At 33.7% G+C, this 19,196-nt stretch carries 15 protein-coding genes; 5 read left to right on the top strand and 10 right to left on the bottom strand.

Annotated elements, in window-relative coordinates; all coding sequences use genetic code 11:
- Positions 1 to 69: 69 nt before the first annotated feature.
- Positions 70 to 3,219 carry a UvrD-helicase domain-containing protein gene (locus C4S35_RS03025; protein WP_103998736.1) on the bottom strand — a complete coding sequence of 1,050 codons (3,150 nt, stop codon included), beginning with the start codon at positions 3,217 to 3,219 and terminating at the stop codon, positions 70 to 72.
- 203 nt (positions 3,220 to 3,422) lie between these two features.
- Between C4S35_RS03025 and rbfA the strand changes: the two genes are divergently transcribed.
- Together rbfA and C4S35_RS03015 are read left to right on the top strand one after the other, a co-directional pair.
- Positions 3,423 to 3,815, top strand: a complete 393-nt coding sequence (rbfA, locus tag C4S35_RS03020; protein ID WP_103998735.1) for a 30S ribosome-binding factor RbfA — start codon at positions 3,423 to 3,425, stop codon at positions 3,813 to 3,815.
- 3 nt (positions 3,816 to 3,818) lie between these two features.
- On the top strand, positions 3,819 to 5,018 hold the full coding sequence (locus C4S35_RS03015) for an ABC transporter permease (protein ID WP_103998734.1): 1,200 nt from the start codon (positions 3,819 to 3,821) through the stop codon (positions 5,016 to 5,018).
- A gap of 89 nt (positions 5,019 to 5,107) precedes the next feature.
- Here C4S35_RS03015 and dusB read toward each other — a convergent pair whose 3' ends face one another.
- Genes dusB through C4S35_RS03000 form a run of 3 tightly spaced genes read right to left on the bottom strand, consistent with a single transcriptional unit; the run spans position 5,108 to position 8,165 of the window.
- The gene (gene dusB / locus C4S35_RS03010; RefSeq protein WP_103998733.1) at positions 5,108 to 6,100 is read right to left on the bottom strand and encodes a tRNA dihydrouridine synthase DusB; all 993 of its coding nucleotides are present in this window, start codon (positions 6,098 to 6,100) and stop codon (positions 5,108 to 5,110) included.
- A gap of 39 nt (positions 6,101 to 6,139) precedes the next feature.
- Entirely contained in the window at positions 6,140 to 6,907 is a 768-nt protein-coding gene (locus C4S35_RS03005; protein ID WP_103998732.1) for a TIGR03915 family putative DNA repair protein, read from the bottom strand.
- Positions 6,885 to 8,165: a putative DNA modification/repair radical SAM protein gene (locus C4S35_RS03000; RefSeq protein ID WP_103998731.1), complete on the bottom strand. Its 1,281-nt coding sequence runs from the start codon at positions 8,163 to 8,165 to the stop codon at positions 6,885 to 6,887. The genes C4S35_RS03005 and C4S35_RS03000 overlap by 23 nt, the downstream gene beginning before the upstream one ends.
- Before the next feature lie 242 nt (positions 8,166 to 8,407).
- Between C4S35_RS03000 and lepA the strand changes: the two genes are divergently transcribed.
- Positions 8,408 to 10,204: a translation elongation factor 4 gene (gene lepA, locus C4S35_RS02995; protein ID WP_103998730.1), complete on the top strand. Its 1,797-nt coding sequence runs from the start codon at positions 8,408 to 8,410 to the stop codon at positions 10,202 to 10,204.
- A gap of 99 nt (positions 10,205 to 10,303) precedes the next feature.
- On the opposite strand, the gene C4S35_RS02990 is transcribed toward lepA, so the two are convergent.
- Positions 10,304 to 11,236 carry a 1-phosphofructokinase family hexose kinase gene (locus C4S35_RS02990; RefSeq protein ID WP_103998729.1) on the bottom strand — a complete coding sequence of 311 codons (933 nt, stop codon included), beginning with the start codon at positions 11,234 to 11,236 and terminating at the stop codon, positions 10,304 to 10,306.
- Between the two features lie 107 nt (positions 11,237 to 11,343).
- On the opposite strand from C4S35_RS02990, the gene thiL reads away from it, so the two are divergent.
- Complete coding sequence (gene thiL, locus C4S35_RS02985; RefSeq protein WP_103998728.1) at positions 11,344 to 12,393, top strand: thiamine-phosphate kinase; 1,050 nt, start codon at positions 11,344 to 11,346, stop codon at positions 12,391 to 12,393.
- A gap of 64 nt (positions 12,394 to 12,457) precedes the next feature.
- Here the strand turns inward: thiL and C4S35_RS02980 are convergent, their stop codons facing one another.
- The 4 genes from C4S35_RS02980 to C4S35_RS02965 all read right to left on the bottom strand — a co-directional run bounded on the left by C4S35_RS02980 (position 12,458) and on the right by C4S35_RS02965 (position 16,586).
- The gene (locus tag C4S35_RS02980) at positions 12,458 to 13,153 is read right to left on the bottom strand and encodes a response regulator (protein WP_103998727.1); all 696 of its coding nucleotides are present in this window, start codon (positions 13,151 to 13,153) and stop codon (positions 12,458 to 12,460) included.
- A 2-nt stretch (positions 13,154 to 13,155) separates the two neighbouring features.
- Positions 13,156 to 15,198, bottom strand: coding sequence for an ATP-binding protein (locus C4S35_RS02975; protein WP_103998726.1), 2,043 nt, complete (start codon positions 15,196 to 15,198; stop codon positions 13,156 to 13,158).
- A 120-nt stretch (positions 15,199 to 15,318) separates the two neighbouring features.
- On the bottom strand, positions 15,319 to 15,600 hold the full coding sequence (locus C4S35_RS02970; RefSeq protein ID WP_103998725.1) for a 3-oxoacyl-ACP reductase: 282 nt from the start codon (positions 15,598 to 15,600) through the stop codon (positions 15,319 to 15,321).
- Positions 15,601 to 15,776: 176 nt separating this feature from the next.
- Entirely contained in the window at positions 15,777 to 16,586 is an 810-nt protein-coding gene (locus tag C4S35_RS02965) for a LytR/AlgR family response regulator transcription factor (protein ID WP_103998724.1), read from the bottom strand.
- Between the two features lie 470 nt (positions 16,587 to 17,056).
- On the opposite strand from C4S35_RS02965, the gene C4S35_RS02960 reads away from it, so the two are divergent.
- Entirely contained in the window at positions 17,057 to 17,602 is a 546-nt protein-coding gene (locus tag C4S35_RS02960; RefSeq protein WP_103998723.1) for a DUF3575 domain-containing protein, read from the top strand.
- Positions 17,603 to 17,654: 52 nt separating this feature from the next.
- Here C4S35_RS02960 and C4S35_RS02955 read toward each other — a convergent pair whose 3' ends face one another.
- Positions 17,655 to 19,196, bottom strand: coding sequence for a glycine--tRNA ligase (locus C4S35_RS02955; protein ID WP_103998722.1), 1,542 nt, complete (start codon positions 19,194 to 19,196; stop codon positions 17,655 to 17,657).

The raw sequence follows: 19,196 nt of genomic DNA, 5'->3' as shown, positions 1-19,196 counted from the left end.
ATATTGTTAAAGTTTAAGATTTAAAGCTCTTGTCCTAACGACATGAAGACTCAAAGTTTATAATTTAGGTTACAAATGTACTACATCGATTGCTGAACCTATATACACAAGTGCTTTTTTTACCACTTTGTATCCCATTAATTCTATTGCCTGTTGATAATTTTCCAATTGTAATTGGTATTTTGAATTGTGTGTTCCAGTTTTATAATCCAACAAAAACACTTCTTTATCTTTGTTTATCACCATTCGATCCGGCTTGATGGTTTTCCCTTGCTTTTGGATTATGGTTTGTTCGTTTAAAACCTCATTTTCCGCAGAAAAATAAATTGAAAGTTCACTATGATTAACAATTTCTTGAATACTTTTATAAACCGTTTCTTTTTGTCCAAAATTGATTAATCCACTCTCGATGGATTTTGTAATCGCTAAATCCACGTCGACTTTTGTTTTTACAAAAGACAGAATTTCGTGAACTACATTTCCGTACTCTATAGCTTCTTGCTGGTGCGTTCCCCACATAAGAGCTTCTCGTTGAGCAATTTTTATGTTTTTTGGATTGAGAATTTCCGTAACCAAAGGAATCGTTTTAGAACTATCTACATGTTTCTTGTCAACAGACAATTTTATTGAATTCCCAAATTCGTACACCAATTTACTTTCGTCGAATTCTCCTTTACTCATCAAATAATTAATAAAAAAAGTACACATATTATTTTTTGGAATTTCTCCTTTTCGGGACAAATTCATATTGGAAACAACATATAATTGTTCTTCGGCACGAGTTAAAGCCACATATAAAACATTGATGTTATCCAACAATTCTTCTTGCTTTTTTTGGTTATAAACCAATGATGCTTCCTCTCCAAAACCTTCTACGGCACTACTATTGTCAATTAAAACTTTAGGCAAACCTATATTTTCCTCTCCGGCGTTGAGCCATAGTTTATCTTTTGGTTTTCTGTTGTAATCTTCTTCAGCAAAAGGAAAAATAACCACTGGAAATTCCAATCCTTTTGATTTATGAATCGTCATAATCCGAACAGCATTGTTACCTTCCGGCGAAGGAATACTGAATTTCTCGGCATTTTTGTCCCAAAAATTTATAAAATCCGAAATTCCTGCTTGGTTACGAATGTCTCGCTCAAGAACAATGTCCAGGAAATATTGCACATAAGCATTACTTATTGTTGGATTTAGAAATTTCGAAATAATAACCTCGACAGCCTCATACAATGATTTTTTTCTAATATTTTGAAAAGATAATTCCACATTGAAACTCGTCAGCCAATTTTCGAAATCCGTTTCTTGAATTAAAGACATTCCTTTAGCAATAAAATCATGGATTGGTATTTGATCCTGAATATTTTGCGCTAAATATTGGAGAAAATTAGCTTTAGATTCCAAATCAGAACTGTTTTTCAAATATTTTAATAAATGAATAATCAGCCGAACTTCAGTAGCGTTTTGTATCAGCAATGTTTCTGATGACAAAAGCGGAATTTTTTGTTCTGTTAAATAATTAGCGATCGCAATTCCCTGGCTTCGTTTTCTGGTCAGAATCACGATGTCTTTATATTCAAAACCTTCTCTAATTACTGTTTGGATCGTGTTTAATGTCGCTAAAACAAATAATTCTGTTTTATCTAAAGTTTCTTCCTCGTCTTCTGAAGTTTCCACTTTTGGAATAAAAGAAATATTTACATAACCGCCAGTTTTATCATTTGTCTTTTGATGACTGTGATTTTCGTATAAATCTTTATAATCTAAATGTTCAAATTCATTCGATAATAGTTGAAAGAAATCATTGTTGAATTGAATTACCTGCGAATAACTTCTATAATTTTTATCTAAATGTTCCAGAACTTTCTCCGGATTATTAAACGGATTTTGTTCTTTACTCAAGTCGATAAATTGCTCGGCTTTTCCGCCACGCCATCTGTAAATAGATTGTTTTGGATCGCCCACAATCATCAAAGTTCCTTTTTCGCCATCATTTTCGCTAGACGTAGCATTATCAATAAGGGGAATTAAATTCTGCCATTGCATTTCGGATGTATCCTGAAATTCGTCAATAAAAAAATGACGATAGCGCTCTCCCAATCTTTCATATATAAAAGGTGCCGGCTGGTTTTGAATTTCTCTATGGATTATAGCGTTAAATTCCGAAATGGAAAGAACATTCTGCTCGCTTTGAATTTTTGCTAATTCATTGCTGACTGTATTTAGCAATGATAATGGTGTGATGTTTTTCAGAAAAGCTTTGTAGAAATCTCTTTTTTCGAAAGTTTTATAAATCCGGTCCAAAATTTGTAATAAATCCGGGATTATGTTTTCAATAATCGCTCGATCTTTTGCCGTTTTATTAATTTTTATATCGTCAAATTCGTGATAGGTTTTGTTTTTTGGATTGAATTTTCCTTCCTGAATGCTTAACAAATGTTTTGGAAAATGTCCTGCAGAAAATGATTTGGCATCAATTCCGTTTTTTTCTATTAACAACAATGCTTCTTCAGCAAAAACAACACTTTCTTTTTCCAAAACTTTGCAGGCTTCAGATAATTTGTTTTTTATTTCAACAAACTCAGCGATGGATTTATCTTGAAAATGCGAGATTTCGTTTCGATTATTTTCATTAAGAACTAAACGACCGGTATCGAGGATCTCTCGTGAAATATCCCAAGATTTGTCATCATCCGTTTTTTCCATCGTGAAATCTATTAACAGTTTTGTTAATGTTTCATCTTCTCCGGCTTGGGCAATAATGGCATCGACGGCTTCAATCAATAAATTCTCAGTGTCCAAAGTGACTTCAAAAGTCATGGGTAAATTCAAATCGTGTGCAAAAGCGCGAATCACTTTGTGCGTAAATTTATCAATGGTAGAAATATCGAAAGCAGCATAATTGTGAATGATATGCTTTATGATTTGTTGTGATTTAATTTTGATTTCAATAATGGAAAGTTCCGTATCTATTGCTAAATCCTGCATTAGATCTTGTGCTTTCTCACTTGGTTCGTCTTTAGCAAATTCGGACAAACTGCCTACGATTCGGCTTTTCATTTCGTGCACCGCTTTATTGGTAAACGTAATGGCGAGAATGTTGCGATAGGCATCATTTTTTTTGGCAACAAGAATAATTTTTAAATATTCTTTGACCAAAGCGTACGTTTTTCCCGAACCGGCCGATGCGTCATATATGGAGAAGGAAGGTCTTTGCATTAAGATTTATGATTTACAATTAGCGTTCTAATTTCTGGAATGTCCTAGCCCTGATAGAAGCGACATCCTTATGTGCCGGTGTTCGGCACGTAAGATATAGCGAATAGCAGGAAATAGCTCCTAAAAATACAACTATTGCTAGGTTGTTTTTAAAAATTGTCGCGAAACTTCGGGATAAAACTTAAAAGTAGTATTTTTGCAGCATGGAAACAAATAGACAGAAAAAAATAGGTGGGGTTATCCAAAAAGATTTGGTTGATATTCTACAAGGTGAAGTGAGAAAAAACGGAGTAGCTAATTTAATTATTTCGGTATCCAAGGTTACTGTAACTACAGATTTATCAGTGGCTACTGTTCATTTAAGTGTTTTCCCTCAGGATAAAGCAAAGGAGATTTTAGAAGCGGTTAAGTCCAATTCTAAAACAATAAAACATGATTTATCACAAAGAGTTCGTTTGCAATTGCGTAAAGTTCCTAATTTGGTTTTCTTTATAGACGACTCTTTAGATTACATTGAAAAAATTGACAATGCCTTAGCTAACAGAGATAATCCTATAGAAAACAGAGATCTTTTGGACAAACGCAGATTTCAATAAGATTTGAATTTCCCTCTTTACATAGCTAAACGCTACATTCTTAGCAACAGTAAAAACAACGCTATAAATATTATCAATCGCATTGCCAGCATGGGAATAATTGTTGGCGCAATGGCTTTGTTTGTAGTTTTATCAGTTTTTAGTGGCTTAAAAGTTTTTAGTCTTTCGTTTACTAATGACATTGATCCCGATTTAAAAATAAGCAGTACTTTAGGGAAATCATTTTTTATTTCCCCCAATCAGGAAAGTCAAATCAAGAAAATTGACGGTCTTGCTTCTTACACCAAAATAATTGAAGAACGGGTTTTATTTACTTTTGACGGGAAACAGGAAGTCACGTATCTAAAAGGAGTTGATGCTAATTTCAGCAAAGTTAATGCTATCGAAAAAAAACTATTCAACGGCCAATGGCTGAAGCAGGACACGTATCAAGTGGTGGTTGGTTATGGGATTGCACAAAAATTTTCGATGGGATTACTCGATTTTAATAATCAATTGGAGGTGATGGTTCCAAAGGCAGGAAAAGGCAGCATTGAAAATGAAGAACAAGCATTTAACAAAACAGATATCATTCCCGTTGGGATTTATGCCATCAGCGAAGATTTAGATTCTAAATATGTTTTTGCAGATTTAGGTTTGGCGCAAGAACTATTGGAATATAAAACCAATCAGGTTTCTGGAATTGAAATAAAAGTAAAACCTGGTGCTGATGAAAGCTCAATCATTAACAAACTACAAACCATTTTTAAGGATAAAATCACCATAAAAAATAGGGCTCAGCTTAACGAATCCTTGTATAAAATGCTAAATACAGAGAATATTGCTGTGTATTTAATATTTACTTTGGTGATTGTTGTAGCACTTTTTAACCTGATTGGCGCTTTGATTATGATGATTTTAGACAAAAAAGGAAACTTAAAAACCTTATTCAATCTCGGAACTGAAATCAAGGATTTGCGAAAAATATTCCTGCTTCAAGGCACTTTATTGAGTGTTTTTGGAGGAATTATAGGGCTTGTTTTAGGAATTATAATTGTGTTACTTCAACAACAATTTGAACTAATTATGATAACCCCAACTCTTGCTTATCCTGTGGTTTTCAAAGTAGAAAATGTATTGATTGTTATGGCAACTATTATTACACTCGGTTTTGTCGCTTCATTGATTGCGAGTAGCCGCGTGAGTAAAAAGTTGTTGGAATAAGGTTTCCCATTTAAAATAAAACACGAATTCCACCATTTTACACGAATCAATTTGTGCAAATTAGCGGAATTCGTGTTTAAATTACGAATCTAAATAACCTCATAACCCGCATACGCTTCTTCGATTTCATTCAAAGCGGCGAACAATTCTTCCGGTCGGTCTAAGGTTACCAATTGTTGCTTGTGCGTTTTAAAAGAATGAATTCCTTTGAAATAATTGGTATAATGAGGACGCGTTTCAACAATTCCCAATCTTTCTCCCTTCCATTCCATGGCCCATGTCAGGTGATTTCGAACTGCTTCAACTCTATCAATAACGGTGGGTTTAGCTAAATGTTCCCCAGTTTTGAAATAATGTTTGATTTCTTCAAAAATCCAAGGATAACCAATTGCAGCGCGACCAATCATGATTCCGTCAATACCGTATTCATTTTTATATTGTAATGCTTTTTCGGGAGAATCAATATCGCCATTACCAAAAATAGGCATCGTGATTCTAGGATTATTTTTTACTCGCGCAATGTGCGACCAGTCGGAATGGCCTTTATACATTTGGGCACGTGTTCTGGCATGTATACTCAAAGCAGCAACACCAATGTCTTGCAACCGCTCTGCAACTTCATCAATATTAATCGAATTATCGTCCCAACCCAAACGCGTTTTTACCGTTACAGGCAAATGCGTGCTGGAGATAACGGCTTTGGTCAGACGAATCATCAAATCGACATCTTTCAGAACTCCGGCGCCGGCACCTTTGCAAACGACTTTTTTGACAGGGCAACCAAAATTTATATCAATTATATCGGGATTTACAGTAGACACAATCTTTGAGGACATCGCCATGGCTTCTTCGTCTCCGCCAAAAATCTGGATTCCAACGGGACGTTCGTAATCGAAGATGTCTAATTTCATTCGGCTTTTGATAGCGTCACGGATTAATCCTTCAGAAGAAATAAATTCCGAATACATCATATCGGCACCATGCATTTTACACAATCTACGAAACGGCGGATCGCTCACATCTTCCATCGGTGCAAGAAGTAGCGGGAAATCTGGTAATATTATGTTGCCAATTTTTATCAAGGGAATTTTTTTTGCAAAAATACGGAAATGTTTGTAAGTCTAAAACATTTTCTTTTCGGTTAGGTATTTCCAATAGCGTTTTGGAACATGCTGTACGTGAAGCTTAGTGTTTTTTCGTTCTTTTATATTAGTGTGGTCAAAATATTCCCACCACAGTTTCTGATAATTAATTTCGGTGTCCGAAAAAACTTGATTGTTTTTATCATCTAATGATTTTATATCTAAATCCATCATCACAATTTCGGCATCATTCAGATCATAATACACACCATATTTTCGTCGTAAATCATATATAATCCATTTCTGATCTTGGTAACGATTTTTAAAATGTCTTATAATTAAAGTCAAAACATCAAAATCGGGATCAATTTTAGCAAAATAAATGCCGTCTTTCAATTGTTCGAATCTAATGAATGCTTCCATTCGGTGCTTTTCGCGACCCACATTTTTGGTTAGTTGAGAAATTTGCAACACACTTTCATTTGCAAAATCTTTCATAATATTAATGGCAGGATTTTGAACCGCATAATTTATTACATTAAAAATCACATCTTCTAAACCTATTTTTTCAGACAGAAAAGCGTAAATAATACAGCGAACACCATCATTACCAATTTGTGCGTTGAGCTTTTTAATAACACGATCGGATTTAGAAATATCGGTAATAATTTCTATTTTTTCAGCGAATAAATTGTGCTGTAAATCGTCTTTTTTACTGATTTTTGGGTTTGAATATTTGAATTCATAAATTTCGAAAACCGTTGTAAGCAAACCCTCAAAAGTATTATCGTAGGAAAGTTGTGTCATTGAGTAATGATAATTGATTATCAAACGGTTTCTCAAATTTTGATTTCATATCACTGAGAATAATTTCCTTTAAATTCAAGGCGTTCAAAAATTTTAAATGGGTATTTTCGTTGCTTACGGATATAAAATATTTTGCTCGGTTTAATGACACACCAATTTTTTTTAGGTGTTCCATGGTCAGATTTTGGAATCGTCTGGCATGAACAATTTTGTGTGCCGATTTTACTCCTATACCCGGAACACGAAGAATCATTTCAAGCGGAGCATTTTGAATAATTACTGGAAACTGCGTGATGTTCCGAAGAGCCCATCCCATTTTTGGATCAACTTCTAAATCGAGAAATGGGTTATTTTTTTCCAGAATTTCATTGGCTTTAAACCCGTAAAAACGCATCAGCCAATCGGCTTGATACAATCTGTTTTCACGTACCAACGGAACTTGAACACCGATGGCTGGCAATCGTGCATCATTGGAAACGGGTACATAACCAGAATAATAGACACGTTTTAAATTAAAATTATTATAAAAATGATCGGCGACCTGAATGATTTGAAAATCGTTTTCTTGCGTTGCCCCAACAATTACTTGTGTACTTTGTCCAGCTGGAGCAAATTTAGGTGTGCTTTTGAATTTTTTCTTTTCTTCCTTGTATTGAATGAGTTCATTTTTTACAAAACGCATCGGCTTAATCATGTCTTGATGATTTTTATCTGGCGCCAATAATTTCAATCCAGATTCAGTAGGAATTTCTAAATTCATACTCAACCTATCTGCGTATAATCCGGCTTCTCGCATTATTTCATCGGAAGCTCCAGGAATACTTTTCAGGTGAATGTACCCATTAAAATTATGTTCTAACCTTAATTTTTTGGCTACTCGAACTAAACGTTCCATCGTATAATCGGCATTTTTAAAAATTCCTGAACTTAAAAAAAGACCTTCGATATAATTTCTTCTGTAAAAATTGATGGTCAAATCAACCACTTCTTCTACGGTAAAAGCGGCTCGCTGAATGTCATTACTTTTTCGAGTGACACAATACGCGCAATCATAAATACAAAAATTGGTAAGTAATATTTTTAGCAAGGAAACACATCGTCCATCTTCGGTGTAGGTATGACAAATTCCAGAAGCCGATGAATCGCCGAGTCCTTTATTAGTGTTTTTTCGGTTCCCGCCACTTGAGGAACAGGATACATCATATTTTGCTGCGTCTGCCAGAATTTCTAATTTCTCTTTGATTTTATCGTAATCCACTATACCGTTTCCTTTCTTTTATTCAAACAAAAGTAAGGTTAATAATAATTGTAAAACAGCTATTTAACATTTTTGTGTTCTCGTAAAAACCTTCTTTTGGACGGCAAAATATTTAAAGAAATTGTGAAAAGTTTGCTTTATATTTGCAAACTCAAAGTAGGGCATAGAAAGCCTTGGACAGATAGAAAAAAGAAGATGATATGTTATGCATTTCATGTTTTCAAAAAACAATACCATAAAATATGAAACATATACGTAATTTTTGCATTATTGCACATATTGATCACGGAAAAAGTACGCTTGCTGACCGATTATTAGGTGCAACACAAACCGTTACTGCTCGTGAGGAAAAGGCGCAATTGCTGGACAATATGGACTTGGAGCGCGAACGTGGGATTACCATAAAAAGTCACGCGATTCAGATGGAATACACTTATAAAGGACAAGAATATATCCTGAATTTGATTGACACTCCGGGACACGTAGATTTTTCGTATGAAGTTTCACGATCAATTGCAGCTTGTGAAGGCGCACTTTTGATTGTAGATGCAGCGCAAAGTATTCAGGCACAAACGATTTCGAATTTATATTTGGCTTTAGAGAATGACTTGGAGATTATTCCGGTTTTAAATAAAGTGGATTTACCAAGTGCTAATCCTGAGGAAGTAAGTGACGACATTATTGATTTACTTGGCTGTAAATTAGAAGATATTATTCACGCTTCAGGTAAAACTGGTTTTGGTGTGGAAAATATTTTGGCTGCAATTATCGAAAAAATTCCGCCACCATCAGGAAATGTTGATGAACCGTTACAAGCATTGATTTTTGACTCACATTACAATCCGTTTCGAGGAATTGAAGTTATTTTCCGAGTGAAAAACGGACAGATTAAAAAAGGCCAGAAGATAAAATTCATGGCTACTGGAAATGAATATTTTGCGGACGAGATTGGTACTTTAAAATTAAACCAAGTTCCAAAACAAGTCATTTCAGCAGGTGATGTTGGGTATTTGATTTCTGGAATTAAAGAAGCAAAGGAAGTAAAAGTAGGAGATACGTTGACGGATGCGAAAACGCCAACAACAAATATAATTAAGGGTTTCGAAAATGTGAAACCAATGGTTTTTGCAGGTATATATCCTGTGGATACCGAAGATTATGAAGAGTTGAGAAACTCTATGGAAAAACTACAGTTGAATGATGCTTCATTGGTGTTTTTACCGGAAAGTTCTGCAGCTTTGGGATTTGGTTTTCGTTGCGGATTCTTAGGAATGTTGCACATGGAAATTATCCAAGAGCGTTTGGAAAGAGAGTTTAACATGACTGTAATTACTACCGTTCCCAACGTTTCGTATTTGGCTTACACCAAAAAAGATCCTACGACACCACTCATCGTAAATAATCCTTCGGACTTGCCGGAGCCTTCTCGTTTAGACCATGTTGAAGAACCTTTTATCAAGGCAACTATCATCACTAAATCTGATTACGTTGGAAATGTAATGAGTTTGTGTATCGAAAAACGTGGGTTGATTACCAATCAGACGTATTTGACTACAGAACGTGTAGAGTTGACTTTTGACATGCCTTTAGCAGAGATTGTATTTGACTTTTATGACCGTTTGAAAACTGTTTCTAAAGGATATGCCTCGTTTGATTATACGCCAATTGGGATGCGAACTTCTAATTTGGTTAAAGTGGATATTCTGTTGAACGCTACCATTGTGGATGCTTTATCATCGTTGATGCATGCCGACAATGCGTATCACATTGGTAAAAAAATGTGTGAAAAACTGAAAGAATTAATACCGCGCCAGCAATTTGATATTCCTGTTCAAGCGGCTATTGGGGTAAAGGTGATTTCTCGTGAAACGATAAAAGCGTTGCGTAAAGACGTTACCGCCAAATGTTATGGTGGTGATATTTCCCGTAAACGTAAATTATTGGAAAAACAGAAAAAAGGTAAAAAACGGATGAGACTAGTTGGAAATGTTGAAATTCCACAAGAAGCGTTCATGGCTGTTTTGAAGTTAAATGATTAAAAATTAAACATAATTCTGACCCGAGCAAAGCGAACTGGCGAAGTGATTTTAAATTATAAATGAAACCTGACGGTGTAAAATTGTCAGGTTTTTTTGTTTTTATTTATCCTTCAACCATTCAAACAATCGTTTGGCATCTTCGAATTTGAACAATTGTGTTCCTTCATTCATTGTTGCTGCTGAACCGCAAGCGACTCCCCAACGGATAACTTCTTTTAGACTTTTATTTTGCGAAAGCGCCCAAACTATCCCACCCACCATACTGTCTCCAGCACCAACGGTACTTTTTTTGGCTACATTGGGTGCCGGAACAAACTGATAAGAATCTTTTGTAACTAATACTGCCCCTTGTGGTCCCAGAGAAACGACTACAATTTCGGCGCCGCCTTTAGCTATGATTTGCTTGGCAGCTTCGTTTACCTCTTCCAGTTCCAGTCGCTCCTCACCAATCAGTTTTGCCAATTCACCAACATTAGGTTTGATCATATAAACACCAACTTCTAATACTTTTTTTAATGCTTCGCCTGAGGTGTCCACAATTAATTTAGCACCTGATTTTTTGGCAATTTCTGCAATTTTTCGATAAAAATCCGTTGACAAGCCTTCATTTAAACTCCCGCTGGCTACCAAAAATTTTGGGCTTAAAGCAGTTATATTTTCTAAGACACTATTGCTTTCTTCTTCCGAAATTTTTCCTCCTTTAAATCCGAAACGATATTGAGAATTGGTATTGTCATCCACAGCAACAAAACTTTCTCTAGTCCAATTCTGAACCTCAACTGCTTTATGAGCTATCGATTCTTTAATAACCAATTCCTCAAGCATTTTACCTGTAGGTCCACCAGAAGTAAATACAGCTAAAGAAGTTCCTCCTAAACGCGAAATTGCCTTAGAGACGTTGATTCCTCCTCCACCAGCATCAAAGCGTGGTTCATCACAGCGTATTTTTTGTTCCGGTATTAAGCCTTTAAAGTGAGTACTTTTGTCCAAAGCAGGATTAACTGTTATCGTAACGATTTCAAATGATTTCATTTTTTATGAATTTAATATCTTAAAGGTGCGAAAAAAAATGGCAAAAATTGATGTAATTCAAGGCGAAAATTTCTTTGTATATTTGCAACCTCAAAACAATAAAAAAAATGATCGAAGATAAAACCCCACAACGCACAAGCATTGCCCAATTAGGAGAATTTGGATTGATTGACCATTTAACAAAAAATTTTGAAATCAATCAACCTTCAACTTTCAAAGGAATAGGGGATGATGCTGCCGTTTTGGATTTCAAAGATAAAAAAGTAGTTATCTCTACAGATTTGTTGATTGAAGGCGTGCATTTTGATTTGGCTTATATGCCCTTAAAACATTTAGGTTATAAAGCAGTGGTAGTTAACATCTCTGACATTTGTGCCATGAATGCTAAAGCAACACAAATTACCGTTTCTGTTGCAGTTTCCAATCGTTTCCCATTAGAAGCTTTGGATGAATTATTTGCAGGAATTACACATGCGGCCAACGAATATAAAGTAGACGTTATTGGTGGTGATACGACTTCATCTCAAAAAGGATTAATTATTAGTATTACTGCCATTGGCGAAGCTGACGAAGAGGAAATCGTTTATAGAAACGGCGCAAAACAAACCGATTTATTAGTTGTAACAGGTGATCTTGGTGCTGCATATATGGGTTTACAGGTTTTAGAAAGAGAAAAGCAAGTTTTTCAGGTTAATCCAAATTCTCAACCAGATTTAGATGCGTATACTTATTTAATAGAACGTCAATTGAAGCCGGAAGCACGTAAAGATGTCCGAACCTTATTGCACGCTTTAGAAATAAAACCAACTTCAATGATTGATATTTCAGATGGATTATCCTCGGAAATTATGCATTTGTGCAAACAGTCCAAAGTGGGTTGTAATTTATACGAAGACAAATTACCAATAGATCCTCAATTTATAAATGTATGTGAGGAATTCAATATTGATAGCACGACCGTTGCGATAAATGGCGGTGAAGATTACGAACTGCTTTTTACTATTGCTATGGAAGACTTTGAAAAAATTAAAGGAAATCCAAATTTCACCATCATTGGACACATGACACAAGAGAGTGAAGGAATTCATTTAGTAACTCGAGCCAATACAAGAATTGCTTTAAAAGCTCGTGGTTGGGATGCAATCCGAGAAGAATAAATTTTATAATTAAACAAAAAAGACACCTATTCAGTGTCTTTTTTGTTTAATAATTTTTTAAATGTTAAAAAAGCAATCCTCTATTTTTAGCTTCTCGAACTAATTCAACATCGCTTCCTTCTTCTACCTTCAATAACTCTTTCAAATTTATTTTTCTTCGTTCAATTGCACCTAATGATATTGGAATGTATTGCGGTATGTCATTCAACTTAGTCCCTTTCGATAAATGAAACAAAATTTGTTTGTCAAATTGGTCAATTTCTATCGTATCTTCTTCAGACAAGTTCAACATTTTCAAAACTGATTCACTATAATAGGTTTTGCCTTTTAAAACTTTATCAAAAGCAAAAAGCAATTCATCAAATGTCAAATCATTTTTTATAACCAAACCACTTGGGTTAATTGTTTTGATGATTGTCTTTATTTTTAGCAATTCAGTATACATAGTAAGTAAAATAATTTTACAACTGGGCATGTATTCAGAAATCAATTTTGCCAAATCCTCTCCATTATAAATCCCTTTTTCTTCGTAAGGAGGCATACTAATGTCTAAAAAAGCAATATCAAAAACAGTAGTATCGGGATCGGTAATTATATTATATGCCGATTCGCAATCTTTGGCTTGGTTAATCAAAAACTCAAACTCCTTAGGATTATATCTTGTAATCGCATTTTTGTATCCTTCGATTATAAAAGGATGATCATCAACGATTAGAATATTGTTTTTTATTGTAGTCTTTAGATTTGAGGCAATTGTCATTTCTATATAAGTATTTGTTTGTTTTCAAAAGGAACTGCAATCGTTATGATTGTCCCATTTCCTTTTTTTGATTGTATGTCAACAGTTCCATTGCATTCTGTGGTTCGGGACTGTATATTTTGCAAACCTATCCCTTTTTTTGATTTCTTTACATCAAATCCCTTCCCGTCATCAGTTATGGTTAAAAATAAATCCCCATCCCTTTTTTTAATTTCTACTTTAATACTATTCGCTTCAGCATACTTATTAATATTTTGAAGTGATTCTTGAATAATCCTGTACAAATTTATTTTAACGGAATTACTAATTAATTCCCACTTGATAGTTCTGTCAATCTTTGCTAATAATTTTGGCTTGAATGTCTTTTTTTGATCTTCGAGCAAATTATCTACAATGGCAACGAAGTTATTAATTAATTCTGATTTTTCTCTATTCAAATCATGCGAAATTTCACGAATATCCTGTTCTATATTTTTTAATTCTGAGAGATAACTAATTCGCTGTTTTATGGCTGGTTCATCATTGAATTTATTCAAGCCATCTAGATTCATCCGTACGCCAAACATTCTCCCTAACACACCGTCATGTAACTCTTGTGCAACTCTTTTTTTCTCCACAACCCTATTCGTTTCTATCGTACTTTGTTGCGAAATCATTAAGTTATAAATTTCTTCATTAACCTTTTGCTGCTCTTGTTTGAATAGCAATTCCCTATTTTTAGCTTTTTGCGATTTAATAACATATAAAAACAATCCCAAGATGGTAAAAGCACTAAATCCAAATAGCAAATTTCGATTTTTAGTTTCCAGATTTATATTTTCATCTTTTATCTGATCCGTTTCATATTCTATTCGAGTAAATTTATTACCCATATTTCGTTCTGTTTTTTGTAGTTCTTCATTTATATGAATGTATTCTTTTGCGTAAACTGATGCTTTTTCAGGTTCAATAACAGCCAATTGTTTAAGTGCCACTAATATATTTCTATAACTTTTGGAACTTCGAGACAATAAAAGCGCCTCCTTTGAATACCGAGTCGCTTTTGCAATATTCTTGATAGATACAAAATATTCAGACAAATGAAATTTACTAGCAATAATTCCTGAAGTTAATTTTAAGCTATCTCTAAGTTTTAGCGATTGATAATACATTTCTGGCAACCCCTCAATATTATTTAACTTGAACTTGGAATACGCCAAATTATCCAACAACATAGCATAAACAGCTGGCTTTTGAATAATTAGATTTTCTTGCTCTAACCCCTTTGTAAAATAGGAAATAGCCATTTTATGATTATTCAAGTTTTGATAGATATACCCAATATTATTAAACGAAGTGGCTTTCGATTGAAACTCCACTGGTATTATTTTATCGTCTATACTTGCTAAAGCTTTAGTGTTGAATTCTATTGCTTTATCATATTCTCCCAACTCATTGTATATAAGTCCTAACAGATTATAGGATTCATATATAACATCATTCGCTTTTTCACCTTTTATTACTCTCAAGGCTTTAAATACTGCTATTTCACTTCCAAGAAAATCACCTTCGTTATATTGCAACAATGCTTTATTTAACCGTAACCTAGCTAGAGAAAAAACATCATTACGTTGCAAGTACATTTTCTCAGCTTTTGAATAGTACATAAATGCACTGTCCGTAATTGCTTGAGCTCCATAGTAATCACCCAAATAAGTATATCCTTTTGCTAAATTCAAAGTATCCTTGACACTCTCTGAATTCTTTAAAACTAGATGTACTGTTTTACTAAAATCTATCCAGTTGTTTATGTTATAGTAACGATTAGCTACTCTAAACAGATTTACTCGATTTAGAGAATCATTTTCTTGATTAATAACTATATTAAAAGCTTTTTCATTGAATATTTTCCTTTTTTCACGTGGCAAACTGAAGTCATTTGCTAAGGATAAATAATTAAAAAGACTATCATTAGATGAATTGACAGTAATGTCATTAGATTCTTTTTTGGAGCAACCAAAAAAAATCAACAAGAGAAGTGTTAATATCAGCGATTTTTTTTTCAATAGTTTTTCTTGAATTTTATCAAAAATAGTAAAATAAAACTATTGACATAAAAAAAGGCTATCAAAAAAATTTGACAGCCTAAAATATATGTTTAAGGATTTTATTTAGTAACCTAATTTTTAGTCTACTTTCACATTTCCACCTGCTGACCCTGAACCAATAATGTCAACCTTCACATTACCTCCAGCTGAGCCAGATCCAATAATATCTACTTTTACATTACCTCCAGCTGAACCAGATCCAATGATATCTACTTTTACATTACCGCCAGCTGAACCAGATCCAATAATATCTACTTTTGCATTATTTTCGACTTTAGTATTATTTATTTCTGGAGTTGTAAATGATGTTAATACCATTACTAAAGAGAATAAACTGATTGTTAAGATTGCTTTTTTCATAATAGGAGATTTTTATGTTTTGATTTGATTTTACTTTAATTACCATTCTTTTAGCAAGAATTTCTTTAGTAAAAGTACATGAGGAACTTCAATTTTTCTTACAAAAAAAGGCGTATATGGTGGAATATAGCCATCTGATAGTGAATGACATTCAAATGAGGGTACATGACTGCTTTTTAAATTTCCAGATAATTCCCATTGGAAAAATCAGAAATAATCAGGTCGACATTTGCCTTATAGGATTTAGAAAAAGGCAGTTTAACTGTAGTATTTTTAATATAACATACTGTATTTCCAGTATGAATTCTGGAAATATAATTGCGGTTTACAATATAACTGTTGTGGATTCTAATAAAAGGAAAAGATAGAATCCCTTCAAAATGTTTCAGTGTTTTGAATGCAGTAATCATTTCACCATTATTGAGATGAATGTCTGTAGAATTATTATCTGCTTGAAAATAACAAATATCTTTAGCATCAATATATCGGTAATCACCGTAGGATTTTATACATAACATTAGCGGTTTTTCATCATTCATGGGTTTATGCTGTACAAAAGCGTTCGGTTTTTCATCAAGGATAATTGTTTCATTTGACTTTTGAAATGGAATACACGATTTGTTTAACTTTAAAATCAATTTTACCAAATCAATATTTATCAAAGGCTTCAATAAATAATCCGCAACTTCATATTGTATTGCCTCAAAAGCCAAATCTTTATTGGTAGTTGTGATAATGATTTTGGGGATTACATCCAAAAACCTGTATAATTCATTGATAAGAGCCAATGACAAGTTACTTTCTTTATTGATTGGGTTAATTTCGAGAAAAATTAAATCCGGTTTAAATTCTAATATAAGATTTAAACCATCACTATAATTGTTTGCTTCTGCCACAAAAACAAGCTCCGAAAAACCATCAGCAACGGCTTTCGTATTCAAAAAACTTTCCTGATTATCGTCAATAATAATGTACGAATAATTCATCAATTGTTTTTCCTGATATGGTTAGGCATTTTGTTAGACGTGCAAAGTAAAATACACTTCAAATTATTAAATTATGTGAGTAGTTTGGATAAACCAATTAAACTAAAAAAGAAATTCTCCACTTCAAGATTCTTGTTAACATTCTAAAAATAAACATTTAACCATTTTTCAATAGATCTTGTTAATATGTTTTAAACAAATGTTAATACATTAGGACGAAGTGCAAATAAATCCGATATAATACATGAATCTTATTTTCAAAAGGTACTCTAAATTAAATTCATTTAGTAAATCGTTTATTAAAAACATTTCGTAGTGTAACAAAAAAACTTTCCGTAGCGAAATTACTTAAGGAGAAGACATAAGTAAATTAATTGACTAACACTTTGTCCAAATTAATCTACATTAAATTAAACGTAAAAAATACTTTTTTTACAAATTTATCTTACTTTTATAAAAAAACCAACACTATGAAAAAACTTTTTGTATTAATTTGCTTAACTTCTTCTTTATTTGGTTTTAGCCAAGAAAAAGAAACAATCAATTTTAAAAGAAATGAATTAAAAGGAAATGCACTTCTTTTAGTGCTAGGCGCAGGTGAATTCACTTATGAGCAGTTACTTAACGAAGAATCCGGAGTTGGAGTATCATTATTTTTTAGTTATGATGATCAATATAACACCAAATTTAGCCTGACTCCCTTCTATCGTTTTTATTTCAGTAAAAAACCGGCGGCTGGTTTTTTTGTGGAAGGTTTTGGGATGCTGAATTCTTATACACAAGAAACCTATTATTACGAATATGAAGATTTTCCTCCTTACAAAACAATAGAAACAATTACAAAAGACAATACAACCGATTTTGCCCTTGGTTTTGGTCTAGGTTCTAAATGGATTACCAAAAAAGGATTTCTTTTTGAAATAAATGCAGGAGTCGGTAGAAACTTATTTAATAGTAACAATACCGACAATGAAATGGTAGGACGAGGCGGAATAACATTAGGTTATAGATTTTAAACAAAAAAGCTTTTCAATCGAAAAGCTTTTTTATTTAAATACAATAGTTTGATTACATTTTCATCAACCAGTTTTTAATCGAAACTTCATTTTCTATAATTGCTTTCAAGTCGGCAATGTTTACACGATCTTGTTTCATTGTATCTCTGTGACGAATGGTTACCGTTGCGTCCTCAATAGTTTGATGATCTACAGTAATACAGAATGGAGTTCCTAGCGCATCTTGTCTTCTGTAACGTCTTCCTACTGCATCTTTTTCATCATATGCCACATTGAAATCCCAACGTAAATCGTCAACAATTTTATGTGCGATTTCTGGCAACCCGTCTTTTTTAACTAACGGTAAAACCGCCGCTTTTGTTGGAGCCAAAACTGATGGTAATTTCAGAACTGTTCTTGTAGAACCATCTTCTAAAGTTTCTTCTTTTAACGAGGTTGCAAAAACTGCCAAGAACATTCTGTCTAATCCTACCGAAGTTTCCACTACATAAGGAACGTAATTCTGATTCAATTCAGCATCAAAATATTGTAATTTTCTGCCGGAGAACTGTTCGTGTGCTTTCAAGTCAAAATCAGTGCGAGAGTGAATTCCTTCCAATTCTTTAAATCCAAAAGGAAAATTAAACTCAATATCGGCCGCTGCATTAGCATAATGCGCTAATTTTTCGTGATCGTGGAAACGGTAATTTTCTTTTCCTAAACCAAGTGACAAATGCCAATTAAGTCTAGCTGTTTTCCAATGTTCGTACCATTTCATTTCATCGCCCGGACGAACAAAAAATTGCATTTCCATTTGTTCAAACTCCCGCATACGGAAAATAAATTGTCTTGCTACTATTTCATTTCTAAACGCCTTCCCTGTTTGTGCAATTCCAAAAGGAACTTTCATTCTTCCTGATTTTTGAACATTCAGGAAGTTGACAAAAATACCCTGAGCTGTTTCTGGACGCAAATACAAATCCATAGCTGTATCAGCTGAGGCTCCTAATTTGGTACCAAACATCAAGTTAAATTGGCGTACTTCAGTCCAATTTCTGGAACCCGTTTCCGGGTCGGCAATTTCTAATTCTTCGATTAATGCTTTTACATCTTCAAGATCTTCGTTACCAAGCGAGCGAGCCATTCTTTCCAAAATTTCTTTTTCTTTGGCTTTGTACTCAACAACTCTAGCATTTGTAGTTACAAATTCCTGTTCGTTGAAAGCATCACCAAAACGAGTTCTTGCTTTTTCGATTTCTTTAATTGCTTTTTGATTCAGCTTCTCGGCGTAATCTTCAATCAAAACATCGGCTCTATATCTTCTTTTTGAATCTTTGTTGTCAATCAATGGATCGTTGAAAGCATCTACGTGGCCTGAAGCTTTCCAAGTAGTTGGATGCATCAATATAGACGCGTCAAGACCTACGATGTTATCGTTTAGTTGAACCATCGCTTTCCACCAATATTCGCGTATGTTCTTTTTTAATTCTACTCCGTTTTGTGCATAATCATAGACTGCACTTAAACCATCGTAAATTTCGCTTGACGGAAAAATAAATCCGTATTCTTTTGCGTGCGAAATTACATTCTTAAATAAATCTTCTTGTTTTGCCAT

Origin of the sequence: Flavobacterium urumqiense, assembly GCF_900108015.1 — a bacterium.
GTDB classification, from domain to species: Bacteria; Bacteroidota; Bacteroidia; order Flavobacteriales; family Flavobacteriaceae; genus Flavobacterium; species Flavobacterium urumqiense.
This window is presented reverse-complemented; position numbering and strand designations above follow the sequence as displayed.